At 59.4% G+C, this 11,378-nt stretch carries 11 protein-coding genes and 1 rRNA gene; 3 read left to right on the top strand and 9 right to left on the bottom strand.

Going from position 1 to position 11,378, the window contains the following annotated elements:
• Positions 1-380, bottom strand: a 380-nt coding sequence (locus KGA97_RS27480) for an MFS transporter (RefSeq protein WP_223481854.1), incomplete at its 3' end; no start/stop codon positions are given.
• Between the two features lie 161 nt (positions 381-541).
• On the opposite strand from KGA97_RS27480, the gene KGA97_RS27475 reads away from it, so the two are divergent.
• Positions 542-1,474: a LysR family transcriptional regulator gene (locus KGA97_RS27475; protein ID WP_008027993.1), complete on the top strand. Its 933-nt coding sequence runs from the start codon at positions 542-544 to the stop codon at positions 1,472-1,474.
• Here KGA97_RS27475 and KGA97_RS27470 read toward each other — a convergent pair.
• The 6 genes from KGA97_RS27470 to KGA97_RS27445 all read right to left on the bottom strand — a co-directional run bounded on the left by KGA97_RS27470 (position 1,471) and on the right by KGA97_RS27445 (position 6,964).
• On the bottom strand, positions 1,471-2,082 hold the full coding sequence (locus KGA97_RS27470; protein WP_223481853.1) for an RraA family protein: 612 nt from the start codon (positions 2,080-2,082) through the stop codon (positions 1,471-1,473). The genes KGA97_RS27475 and KGA97_RS27470 overlap by 4 nt on opposite strands.
• Positions 2,075-2,467, bottom strand: a complete 393-nt coding sequence (locus KGA97_RS27465) for a RidA family protein (protein WP_223481852.1) — start codon at positions 2,465-2,467, stop codon at positions 2,075-2,077. The genes KGA97_RS27470 and KGA97_RS27465 overlap by 8 nt, the downstream gene beginning before the upstream one ends.
• 18 nt (positions 2,468-2,485) lie before the next feature.
• Complete coding sequence (locus KGA97_RS27460) at positions 2,486-3,865, bottom strand: MFS transporter (RefSeq protein WP_008028000.1); 1,380 nt, start codon at positions 3,863-3,865, stop codon at positions 2,486-2,488.
• 119 nt (positions 3,866-3,984) lie between these two features.
• On the bottom strand, positions 3,985-4,914 hold the full coding sequence (locus KGA97_RS27455) for a 2-hydroxyacid dehydrogenase (RefSeq protein ID WP_223481851.1): 930 nt from the start codon (positions 4,912-4,914) through the stop codon (positions 3,985-3,987).
• A complete protein-coding gene (locus KGA97_RS27450) occupies positions 4,911-5,666 on the bottom strand; it encodes a class II aldolase/adducin family protein (RefSeq protein WP_008045063.1) in 756 nt (251 codons plus the stop codon). The genes KGA97_RS27455 and KGA97_RS27450 overlap by 4 nt, the downstream gene beginning before the upstream one ends.
• On the bottom strand, positions 5,663-6,964 hold the full coding sequence (locus KGA97_RS27445) for an MFS transporter (RefSeq protein ID WP_008028008.1): 1,302 nt from the start codon (positions 6,962-6,964) through the stop codon (positions 5,663-5,665). The genes KGA97_RS27450 and KGA97_RS27445 overlap by 4 nt, the downstream gene beginning before the upstream one ends.
• A gap of 156 nt (positions 6,965-7,120) precedes the next feature.
• Between KGA97_RS27445 and KGA97_RS27440 the strand changes: the two genes are divergently transcribed.
• Complete coding sequence (locus tag KGA97_RS27440; protein ID WP_223481850.1) at positions 7,121-8,077, top strand: LysR family transcriptional regulator; 957 nt, start codon at positions 7,121-7,123, stop codon at positions 8,075-8,077.
• Positions 8,078-8,089: 12 nt separating this feature from the next.
• Here the strand turns inward: KGA97_RS27440 and mrdA are convergent, their stop codons facing one another.
• Complete coding sequence (gene mrdA, locus KGA97_RS27435) at positions 8,090-9,982, bottom strand: penicillin-binding protein 2 (protein WP_223481849.1); 1,893 nt, start codon at positions 9,980-9,982, stop codon at positions 8,090-8,092.
• Positions 9,983-10,247: 265 nt separating this feature from the next.
• Between mrdA and KGA97_RS27430 the strand changes: the two genes are divergently transcribed.
• The gene (locus KGA97_RS27430; protein WP_008028013.1) at positions 10,248-11,171 is read left to right on the top strand and encodes a TIGR03571 family LLM class oxidoreductase; all 924 of its coding nucleotides are present in this window, start codon (positions 10,248-10,250) and stop codon (positions 11,169-11,171) included.
• Between the two features lie 109 nt (positions 11,172-11,280).
• Here the strand turns inward: KGA97_RS27430 and rrf are convergent.
• A 5S ribosomal RNA gene (gene rrf, locus KGA97_RS27425) occupies positions 11,281-11,378 on the bottom strand; the annotation flags it as partial.

Here is an 11,378-nt window from a genome sequence, read left to right as displayed (position 1 = left end):
GCAATGCCCTGGACGATGCGCAGCAGAATCAGCAGTACCGGCGCTGCGGCGCCGATCTGTGCATAAGTCGGCAGCAAACCGATGCAGACCGTGACCACGCCCATCATCAGCAAGGTGATGATCAGCGATTTCTTGCGCCCGATGCGGTCACCGATGTGGCCGAAGATGATCCCGCCCAACGGCCGCGCGAAGAAGCCCACGGCGAAGGTGCCGAACGCGGCCATGGTGCTGAACAGTTTGTCGTCGGAGGGGAAGAACAGCGCACCGAACACCAGCGCGGCGGCGGTGGCGTAAATGTAAAAGTCGTACCACTCGATCATGGTACCGATGAAGGCTGCGGCTGCCGCACGACGTGGCTGGGAAGAAGCTGGGGGCTTCATGGTTCGGACTCCATTGATTGTTTTTTTGGCAGGAGAAAAGCAGTAAATCCAAGGCACTCTGACGGCGCCTGTCTGGGAGTGATTTATCGTCCCGAGGCTATGATTAGTCAATTTTCTATTTATTATGCGCAGTATTACGACAGCTTATAATCGAGAGCCACATGGTCGAACGCGATGTGCAACGCCTGCTCAATGACCGACTGGACTGGAACCTGCTGCGCACCTTTCGAGTGATCGGCCAGGAGCTGAGCATCAGCCGCGCCGCCGCCCGCCTGCACCTGACGCAACCCGCCGTGAGCCAGGCATTGAAGCGCCTGGAAGAACAACTCGGCCGCCAACTGATCGCCCGTCGCGGGCCACGTTTTGCCTTGACTGAAGTCGGCGAGCAGATCTTCGCACTGGCCGGGGAAATCTATGGGCAGATGTCCCAGGTCAGCAGCGTGCTGGAGCAACCGGCCGACGAAGTGATCGGCAAGGTGCGCCTGTTGATCATCAGCCGGATCTACTCGGAACGCTTCGATGACTTCCTCGCGGACTTCCATCGGCAGCACCCGCGGGTCGATCTGGAGGTGGATGTGATGCGCAGCTCCGACATCGTCAGTGCGCTTCAGGAAAAAACCGCGACGCTGGGGCTGAGCCTCAATCGCCGTCCGCAACCGCGCCTGGAGCAACGGTTGTTCCTGCGTCAGCGCTATGCGTTTTTCTGCGGCAAGCATCATGCGATGTTCGGCCAGCAGAACGTCGATCAAGGGGATTTGCAGCGGGAGAATTTCGTCAGTTTTACCAGCGACCAGATCGGCGGCATGCTCTCGCCGCTGACGATTTTTCGCGATCAGCAGGGCTTCAGCGGACGCATCGTGGCGTCGTCACCGAGCCTGGAAGAAGTGCGGCGACTGGTGATCGCCGGGTTCGGTATCGGCTGTTTGCCCGAGCACGTAGTGGCGGCGGACGTCGACGCCGGATTGCTCTGGCGCCTGCCGCCCCACGAAGGGATTGCCGACGTGGACATTCATTTGCTGTGGAACCGCGAGCAGCGCATGAGCCGGGCCGAGACGATATTCATCGAGAGCCTGCAACGCTGCCTGACGGCTTAGACGCGCAACACCTGCGCGACCGGTTCACCGGCGCGCAAACGTTCGAGCAAGCGCGGTTCGGCATGATCGGACGCCAGCGCCTGCTCGATGACACCGGCCGCGGTGTGCCAATCGAGAAACAGCACGCCGTTGTCGTCCGCCAGCACCAGATCACCCGGCTGCACGGTGACGCCTGCGCAGTGAATCGGCTGGTTGATCTGGCTGTCGCCGCGACCGTGCAGCTTGGTGGTCAGCAGGCTGGTGCCGCGAGCGAAAACCGGCAATCCGCCCTCTCGCAGCTCCAGCAAATCAGTCACGGCGCCGTCGACCACGATGCCCGCCGCCCCGGCACAACTCGCGGCACAACTGGTCACCGCGCCGACCGGTGCGTGCTGCCAGACGCCGCCGGTGTCGATCACCAACACGTCGCCCGGCTTTATCAGCGCCAACGCCCGGTTGACGGCAATGGCATCGGCACCCACCAATTTCAGGGTTAGCGCACGGCCCACCAGTTTCACATTGGGCACCATCGCCCGCAGTTGCGAGTCGGCAAAACCCGCCTCCAGAAAATGGCCGAGGGTTGGAAAGCTCACCGCTTTGAACTGCTCGATCAACTGTGACTCATCCATTCTGCGGCTCCCTGGCAATCACCTCGGCCACACAGTCGATCTCCAGCGACACGCCCCACAGTGCCACGCACACCGTGGTTCGCGCCGGCGGCGCATGGCCGAGAAACTCGCGATACACCGCGTTGAACGGCTCCAGTTGCGCCGGATCGGTGAGGTACGCGTTAACCTTGATCACGTGGCTGAAACCCGAGCCGGCTTCAATCAGGATCGCCTCGAGATTGCGCAAGGTTTGCCGCACTTGCTCGGTGAAATCGGCGGGCTGCACATCGAGTGTGCCTTGGGCCGGAATCTGCCCGGCGGTGAACACCAGATGGCCGCTGACCACCGCTTGAGAGTAAGGCCCGACCGGGCCGATGAAACCCGGAGCGGATTGAATTCTGCGCATGCTGTTGAGCTCCATTAATCAGGCCGCAGCCGATTTGAAAGGTTTGCGAACGGGTTGATCGGCAGCCGGGCCCGCCGCCGGGATTTCGCTGATGTCGCGCTTGAACGTCTCGGTCAGCAGCAACAGCGCCAGCAAGGAAATCAGCGCCGCGCCGATCATGTACCAGGCCACCGACGAGCCTTTGCCGGTCGCTGCGAGCAACGCAGTGGTGACGATGGGCGTTGCGGCGCTGCCGAGCAGGCCGGACAGCATGTAGCTGATCGACAGTCCCGAATAACGCACGCGGGTGCCGAACAACTCCGCCAGGAAGGTCGCGATAGGCCCGTAGTTGGCGGCGAATGCGGTCATCAACAGCAAGTAGCCGAAGATCACCAGCGACAGCTCCTTGGTGTCCATCAGCCAGAACATCGGGAACGCGACCAACGCCTCGGCAACGATGCCGGCAACAATGATCGGCTTGCGGCCGAAACGGTCCGACAACGCGCCGAACACCGGCAGCATGACGATGCACCAGGCGCAGGACAGCAGCACCACGCCCAGCATCACGCTGCGACTGAAACCGAGATTCTGCGTGCCGTACGTCAGGCCGAACGCGACGATGATGTTGAACGACGCGCCGGTCGACATCGTCGCAATACCGCCGAGCACCACTTGCTTCCAGTACTTGCGGAAGACTTCGGCCAGCGGCATTTTCACCTGCACTTCCGCTTCCTTGACCTTGTTGAAGGCCGGGGTTTCGGCGATGTTCAGGCGGATGTACAAACCGACGGCGATCAGCAGCACGCTGGCCAGAAACGGAATACGCCAGCCCCAGGCCAACAGGTCCTCAGGCGACAGCCACGCGGCGATCACCAGGAACGCCAGGTTGGCAATCATGGTCCCGGCCGGGACGCCGATCTGCACCCAGGAACCGTACAGGCCGCGCTTGTTGGCCGGCGCATGTTCCACCGCCATCAACACCGCCCCGCCCCACTCACCGCCCAGCGCCAGGCCTTGAATCACCCTCAGCAATAACAACAGGATCGGCGCCCATATCCCGATGGCCGCGTAATTGGGTAACAAGCCGATCGCGAACGTGGCGGCGCCCATGGTCAACAGCGAAATCAACAACATTGACTTGCGACCCAAGCGGTCACCGAAGTGCCCGAACAATGCCGCGCCGACAATCCGCGCCAGGTACGCCGAAGCGAAGGTGCCGAATGCCAGCAATGTGCCGATCAGCGGCACGAAGTCCGGGAAGAACACCTTGTTGAAGACCAGCGCCGATGCGGTGGCAAACACAAACAGGTCGTACCATTCCACCGTGGTGCCGATGACACTGGCCACGGCAACTTTTTTCATGCTGATTGCAACTTCCGGCGGGGCACCGGACTTTTCTGCGGACGATAGATCGCTCATCACTGACTCCAGGAATTCTTCAGAACTCGTTTATTTAATTGTTTTGACTGGCAGTAAATCGTTTGAGAGTGAGGGATTGTTGTTATGTATCGCCCAACTGAGTGGGCGAGTTTTTATATTCAGTAACCCAGTAATCGGTCCGCGTTATTCAATAAAGGTTCGCCGGCATTTAAACGGCGAAAGTTCTCCGCAACTTGTTCGGCAATGCAATCGTGGGATGCCGCCGAAGCCATGTGCGGTGTGATCGTCACACCGGGCATAGTCCAGAGACGGTGATCAACCGGCAGTGGTTCTTGCTCGAAAACATCCAGCAGCGCGCCGCGCAGTTTTCCTCGTTTCAGGGCGTGTTCGAGGTCGTCGATATTGAGATGACCGCCCCGGCCGCAATTCACCAGCGCAGCACCATTGGCCAATTGATCGAAAGTTGAATGACCAAGAATGCCGCGGGTTTCGCTGGTCAGCGGCAACAAGTTGATCAGCAACTCCACACCCTCAAGAAACGGTTTCAGGCTTGCCGCACCGGCGAAGGTCTGGACGCCGTTTATCGTCTTGTCACTGCGCGCCCAACCACGAACGTCATAACCGGAAGCGGCCAGATCCTGAGCGATGGCGCTGCCCAGCGACCCCAGCCCCATCACACCCACCTTGAATTGCCCCGCCGCCCGTTGCAGCGGCCGCTCCCAGCGCTGCTCCTGTTGCTGCAACAGCACTTGATCGAAACCACGGTGATAGTGAATCACCGCCCAGCGTACGTATTCGGTCATGCCCTGACGGTGGCCGGGATCGACCACCCGGCACACCGGCAGATCCGGGCACGACGGGTCGTGATCGAGGTGATCGATGCCGGCCGCCACCGAGTGAATCAGCTGAAGGTTCGGTAACGCGGCGAGGCTGCCCGGCAAAGGGAACCAGCACGCGGCAATCTGCGCATTTTTGGCCAGCGGATCATCCGCCAGCACGGTGGTGAGCTGCGGCGCGCTGCGGGCGAACGCGGCTTGCAGTTGCTTGAGCAGCAAGGTGTCGCGGGACAGCAAAACCACGGTGTTCATGACAGATAGGACTCGCGCTGGGATTCGATCAGGGTCAGTGCGGCCTCCCAGGCCAGGTCGATGATGTTGTCCTGCTCATCGCGGTCAAACTGCTCGGCGGTGTGTGCACACACTTCCGGCGACGGGTAATGCAACGCGGAACCGCCGGCCAGCGCCGCCACCTGCGCCTGGCAGGCCCGCTCCAGAAAGTGGATCTCCTGGAACGCCTGAGCCACGCCGGAGCCACCGACCAGCAAACCGTGATTGCGCAGGATCATTGCCCGGTGCGGCCCCAGATCAGCAATCAACCGCTCGCGCTCATCCAGCGACAACGCGATGCCTTCATAGGTGTGATACGCCAATTTGCCGTAGAACTTCAGCGCGTGCTGACTGATCGGCAACAAGCCCTGTTTCTGCGCCGCAACGGCCATGCCGGCGGCGGTGTGGGTATGGATCACGCAATTCAGGTCCGGACGGGCCATGTGGATCGCCGAATGAATGACGAACCCTGCGGCGTTGACCCGATGACCTTCGTAATGCGGGTCGACGACTCGCCCTTCCTGATCGATGCGCACCAGATCCGAGGCGCGCATGCGGTCGAAAATCACCCCGTAGCGGTTGATCAGAAAGTGATGCTCAGGCCCTGGAATCCGCAGGGTGATGTGGGTGTCGATCAAATCGGTCATGCGAAAGTGCGCGACCAGCCGATACAGCGCAGCCAGTTCGCAACGGGCCTTCCATTCAACCGGGCCGATGTGTTCAGGTTTACTCACGAATACACCTCTTTAGCAGCGTGGGTGACGACCGGGTTGGCGCGCAGGCGGGCCAGCCCGCAAACACCGATCAGGGACAGGGCCGAGAGCAAGGTGAAGAACACCGCCAACGGCAGCCATTGTCCGGAAAACTTGCTCGCCAGCAGCGTGCCGATCAGCGGCGTGGTGCCGCCGGCCAGTGCACAGCTCAATTGGTAAGCGATGGAAATGCCCGAGTAGCGCAGGTGCACCGGGAACGCCTGGGTCATGTAACCGGCGATCACCGCGTACAGCGCCGAAAGGATCACTACCGCGAGGGCGATGCCGAGGGTCATCAACAGAATGTTTTGCGTGCCCACCAGCAAGAACATCGGGTACGGCGTGACCATGCACAGCAGCGCAACGAGCTTGAGAAAACGACCTTCGCCGATGCGCTCGGCGAGCAGTGCGCTAAGCGGTTGCGAGAGCAACTGAATGACGGTCACCAGGAACAGGCAATCGAGAATCGTCGAGCGTGCGATGCCCTGATACTGGGTGACGTAGGTGATCATGAAGGTGTTGGTGAAGAAGAACCCGGCCGAGCCGATGGTCACTGCGGCGGCAGCGAACAGGATCTGCCGCCAGCACGTGCGAATCACGTCTTTCACCGGGTATTTGGCGGTCTCGTTGTTGTCCCGCGCCTTGGCGAATTCCGGCGACTCATGAACGCCGGAGCGGATCATCAGGCCGACCATCATCAGCACACCACTGGCGAGGAACGGCAGACGCCAGCCCCAGGCCAGGAAGTCTTCGGGTTCGAGTGATGTCACCAGGCGAAAAGCAATCAACGCCAGTAGCAAACCGGCCGGGCTGCCGAGTTGGGCGAATGATGCGTAGAAGGTTTTGCGCTTGGCTGGCGCGTGTTCGCTGGCCATCAACACGGCCCCGCCCCACTCGCCTCCGACGGAAATGCCCTGGATCAAACGCAGCACGATCAGGCCGATCGGTGCCCAGATACCGGCGCTGGCGTAACTCGGTAACAGACCGATGCCGGCAGTTGCCACGCCCATCAGCGCCATCGTCACCAGCAACATTTTCTTGCGGCCCAGACGATCGCCCAGATGTCCGAAAACCATGCCGGCCATGGGACGGGCGATGAAGCCGACGGCGAAACTGCCAAAAGCTGCCAGCGTACTCATCACCGGGTCGCTGCTGGGAAAGAACACTTGCCCAAGCACCAACGCCGCCGCTGTGGCGTAAATGTAAAAGTCGTAGAACTCGATGGTCGTGCCAATGAAGGCAGCGGCCGCCGCTCGACGCGGCTGTGCGGTGGTGTGCATGCAAGGACCCTGTGTATTTATAGTTTTGAGCAGGTACTGAAGGCTGTTTACGGTTGCGCTCTGTGGCGCTTGTGGGCTTTATCGCTTCCATGCCAGGATTAGTCAATTTTCATATTCTTATCTTTACTATTAGCACTGCTACTACATGGGATTGTCATGACCTCCACTAACCCCTGGGTGGGCCGACGTTTTCTGAATGATCGTCTCGACTGGAACCTGCTGCGCACCTACCTTGTGATCGGCCAGGAAGGCAGCATGAGCCGTGCCGCAGCGCGGTTGCACATCACGCAGTCAGCCGTCAGCCAGGCGTTGAAACGGCTGGAAGAACAACTGGAATGTGTGTTGATTGCCCGTAGCGGGAGACGGTTTGACCTGACGGAAACCGGGGAAGAAGTCCTGCGCATTGCGACGGATATCTACGGCGATATTTCGCGATTGGGCACCGTGGTGGAGAGTCGTCACGATGACGTGGTGGGCAAGATCCGCATCCTCACCGTCAGCGGTGTGCAGGCGCGGCATTACGACGAGTTCCTCGCCGATTTCCATGAAACCCACCCGAAAATCGAGCTGGAAGTCGAAGTGATGGGCAGCTCGAACATCATCAGTTCGTTGCTGCAGAAGACCGCGACCATTGGCGTCGGCCTGTGTCGTTTACCGCAGCCGCGGCTGGAACAGCGGGTGCTGTTCCGAGAGCGTTATGCGTATTTTTGCGGGCAGCGTCATCGGCTGTTCGGACAAGAGAATCTGACGCTGGAACAGCTCGCCGCAGAAAACTTCGTCAGTTTCACCAGCGACCAGCTCGGCGGTAATCTTTCACCTCTGACGCTGTTTCGCGACCAGCAGGGTTTTACCGGCAAGATTGTTGCTTCATCGACGAGTTTCGAAGAGATTTACCGATTGATTTGCGCAGGTTACGGGATTGGCTGCCTGCCGACGCATTTGGTGAAGAGGGATGTCGATCAAGGGTTGCTGTGGCGGTTGCCGCCGGAGGATGGGGTGGTGGATTTTGATATTCAGCTGCTGTGGAATCGCGAGCAGAAGATGAGTCAGGCGGAAACCGTGTTCCTCGAAAGCTTCCAGCACATGCTCAGCATTCGTGAGCCTGTGCTGTGAAGCCTTGATCGGTTAAACGTGAGGATCGCCAGGCGCTTTGCTCGGCGTGGCGTATTGCGGTTTCAGGTGACCGTCCTGATCGAGTAACCAGGCGTCCATGATCTGTCGCACCACAGGCCCGGCGACGCGACCGCCGGCCTCACCGTTTTCGATCATCACCGAGATGACAATCTTCGGGTGCTCGGCTGGCGCGAAGCCGACAAACAAGGCGTTGTCGCGGTTCCGCTCCAGGGTTTTCGCCCGGTTGTAGCGCTCACCCTGTTTGATCGCGACCACTTGCGCGGTACCACTTTTCCCGGCGATACGATATTGCGCACCTTGGGCCGCCGCACGGGCGATCCCGCGAGCGTCGTGCATCACCATTTGCATGCCGTGGTTGACCTGCTCCCAGTCACGCGGGTCTTTCAACAGGATGTTTGGCATCGGATGCTCATCCACTGGCGTCACACCATCCACGGTCTTGGCCAGGTGCGGGCGGTTCCAGACACCTTTGTTGGCGATCAGCGCGGTGGCTTGAGCGAGCTGCAGCGGCGTGACCTGCATGTAACCCTGGCCGATGCCGAGGATTACCGTTTCGCCGGGGAACCACGCCTGACGGCGCGTGGCACGCTTCCAGGCCTGAGACGGCATCAAGCCGGCAGACTCTTCGAACATATCCAGCGAGACCTTCTCGCCAAGCCCGAACATCGCCATGTAGTCGTGCAGGCGATCGATGCCCAGCTTGTGCGCCAGGTCGTAGAAGTAGGTGTCGTTGGAGCGCATGATCGCCGCGTCCATGTCCACCCAACCGTCGCCGCTGTGGTTCCAGTTACGGTATTTGTGATCGAAGTCCGGGAGCTGGTAATAACCCGGGTCGAAGACGCGGGTCTGCGGGGTCACGACACCCGCATCCAGGCCGGCAATCGCCACTTCAGGCTTGATGGTCGAACCGGGCGCATAAAGACCGCGCAGTACGCGGTTGAACAGTGGCCGATCGATGGAGTCATGCAGTGCCGCGTACTCCTTGAAGCTGATCCCGGTCACGAACAGGTTCGGGTCAAAGCTTGGCTTGCTGACCATGGCCAGCACTTCACCGGTCGATGGATCGAGCGCGACCACTGAACCGCGGCGATCACCCAAGGCTTCTTCGGCGGCTTCCTGAAGTTTGACGTCGAGGCTCAGGACGATGTTTTTACCAGGCACCGGATCGGTGTGCTTGAGCACTCGCAGCACGCGACCTTGGGCGTTGGTTTCGACTTCTTCGTAACCGACGTGGCCGTGCAATTCTGATTCATAAAACTTTTCAATCCCGGTCTTGCCGATGGATTGGGTGCCTCGGTACTCGACAGTGTCCAGGGCCTTGGATTCTTTCTCGTTGATTCGACCGACGTAGCCGATGGAATGGGCGAAGTGCGCGCCCATCGGGTAATGGCGGACGAACTGCGGCTCTACGTCGATTCCGGGCAGGCGGAATTCGTTGACGGCGAGTACAGCGATTTGCTCTTCACTGAGTTCGTAGAACAGCGTGATGGGCACAAAGGGGTGGCGCGCCTGCTTCATCGCCTTGTCGAACAGCGTCCGGTCTTCAGCGGGCAGGTGCAGGAGATTGACCACCTCGTCCAGCTCTTCTTTGACGTCAGCGGCGCGTTCGCGGGTGATGGTCAGGTTGAAGCTGGGGCGGTTGTCGGCGAGGACCACGCCGTTGCGGTCGTAGATCAATCCGCGCGTGGGGGTGATCGGCAATACGTGGACGCGATTGTTTTCGGAGATGGTCGAGTGATAGTCAAACTCGACCACTTGCAGCACGTACAGGCGCACCACCAGTGCGCAGGTGATAGCGACGACGAACAAGGCGCAAGCCATCAGTCTTTTGTTGACCAGGCGCGTCTCTTTTTCGTGGTCCTTGATCGGTATCGGTTGGGGCATTTCTGCAGCTGCTCTTTAACTAAAAAGGGGCGCCGATCCGTAGGCTTGAAATCAGTCCGTTAAAAAAACGAGCTGCACCATACCAAAAACCGTGCGGTCACTTTAGTGCGATTTCCTCTAACGGTTGTCCTTGAGGGCCAAAACGACGGTTGGTTTTTTCTGACTCGTGCGATTTGTTCAAAATTGATATTCCGATTCATGCATTTTTCTTGCAGATAGGCCTGTGGATACTGGGTGCATGTCATTCCCTTTTTGGAGTCATTTCATGCACCCACGATTTACACGATTACTCGGCTCGAACGGTTTTTCCATTGGGCTGGAGCTGCCACTGGATAACGATTGGTCCAGCGACGGCCAGCGCCGACGAATTGCCGAAGACCGCCCTTTCGGTGTTCCGGATCTGAAGCAACATGCAGCGATGGCGAGGCTGGCGGACAAGGCTGGGTTCCGTGCTCTGTGGGTCCGCGATGTACCGGTTTACGACCCGAATTTCGGCGATGCCGCACAGGTTTTCGAAACCTTTTCCTACCTTGGGTACCTGGCCGGAATCACCGACAACATCATGTTGGGTACGGCGGCGGTTGTACTTCCATTGCGTCAGCCTTGGCTCACCTTGAAGTCAGCAAACAGTGTTGATGAGTTGAGCGATGGGCGTTTACTGCTTGGCGTGGCCAGTGGTGACCGGCCTATGGAATATCCATTGTTTGGGGTCGATTACGATCAGAGGGGAGAGATTTTTCGCGACACGGTGGAGTTGTTGCGCGACCAGGGTGAAGGCCGCCTGCCTGAAGGTGCGCACTTGCTTCCGCAGCGAGATGAAGCGGCTCCATTGTTGGTGGCAGGTCTTGGCCAGCAATCACCCGCATGGATTGGTGAGCACATGGATGGCTGGCTCGCCTACCCGGGGACGCCAGATGAACATCGGCGTCGAGTCGGGTTGTGGCGCGAGGTGGGTGGGGATAAGCCTTACATCAGCTTCGTACACCTTGATCTGGCAGCCAATCCTCACGCTCCGATGCGACGTGTGCGTTTCGGCGGCATTTGCGGGCGGTTGGCGTTGATTGATGAGCTTCAGGCATTACGTGAAGCCGGGGTACAACATGTAGGTCTGCATGTGCGTCGTAGTGAACGCCCGGTTGCCGAGGTTATTGAAGAGATTGCTGAATACGTTCTGCCAAAGTTCCACTGACAATGCAGTGCCTTCAAGGGCCGCCAATGTGGCTGCCCTTTTTTTTGCCACTTTCCTGCGGGCAAAACAAAACCCCAACTGCTTTCGCAATTGGGGTTTCGGAATTTAATCTTGACGATGACCTACTCTCACATGGGGAAACCCCACACTACCATCGGCGATGCATCGTTTCACTGCTGAGTTCGGGATGGGATCAGGTGGTTCCAA

The sequence above is a fragment of the Pseudomonas sp. BF-B-15 genome, assembly GCF_019946675.1.
In the GTDB taxonomy this organism is placed as follows: Bacteria; Pseudomonadota; Gammaproteobacteria; order Pseudomonadales; family Pseudomonadaceae; genus Aquipseudomonas; species Aquipseudomonas migulae.
The sequence above is the reverse complement of the archived record's forward strand: the minus strand, read 5'-3'. Positions and strand labels throughout refer to the sequence as shown.

What these genes read in the sequence shown, in the direction of transcription:
- KGA97_RS27440 (WP_223481850.1), top strand. Translation starts at nt 7,121, where the DNA reads ATGACCTCCACTAACCCCTGGGTGGGCCGACGTTTTCTGAATGATCGT.
- KGA97_RS27445 (WP_008028008.1), bottom strand. Translation starts at nt 6,964, where the DNA reads ATGCACACCACCGCACAGCCGCGTCGAGCGGCGGCCGCTGCCTTCATT.
- KGA97_RS27465 (WP_223481852.1), bottom strand. Translation starts at nt 2,467, where the DNA reads ATGCGCAGAATTCAATCCGCTCCGGGTTTCATCGGCCCGGTCGGGCCT.
- KGA97_RS27430 (WP_008028013.1), top strand. Translation starts at nt 10,248, where the DNA reads ATGCACCCACGATTTACACGATTACTCGGCTCGAACGGTTTTTCCATT.
- KGA97_RS27460 (WP_008028000.1), bottom strand. Translation starts at nt 3,865, where the DNA reads ATGAGCGATCTATCGTCCGCAGAAAAGTCCGGTGCCCCGCCGGAAGTT.
- mrdA (WP_223481849.1), bottom strand. Translation starts at nt 9,982, where the DNA reads ATGCCCCAACCGATACCGATCAAGGACCACGAAAAAGAGACGCGCCTG.
- KGA97_RS27470 (WP_223481853.1), bottom strand. Translation starts at nt 2,082, where the DNA reads ATGGATGAGTCACAGTTGATCGAGCAGTTCAAAGCGGTGAGCTTTCCA.
- KGA97_RS27475 (WP_008027993.1), top strand. Translation starts at nt 542, where the DNA reads ATGGTCGAACGCGATGTGCAACGCCTGCTCAATGACCGACTGGACTGG.
- KGA97_RS27455 (WP_223481851.1), bottom strand. Translation starts at nt 4,914, where the DNA reads ATGAACACCGTGGTTTTGCTGTCCCGCGACACCTTGCTGCTCAAGCAA.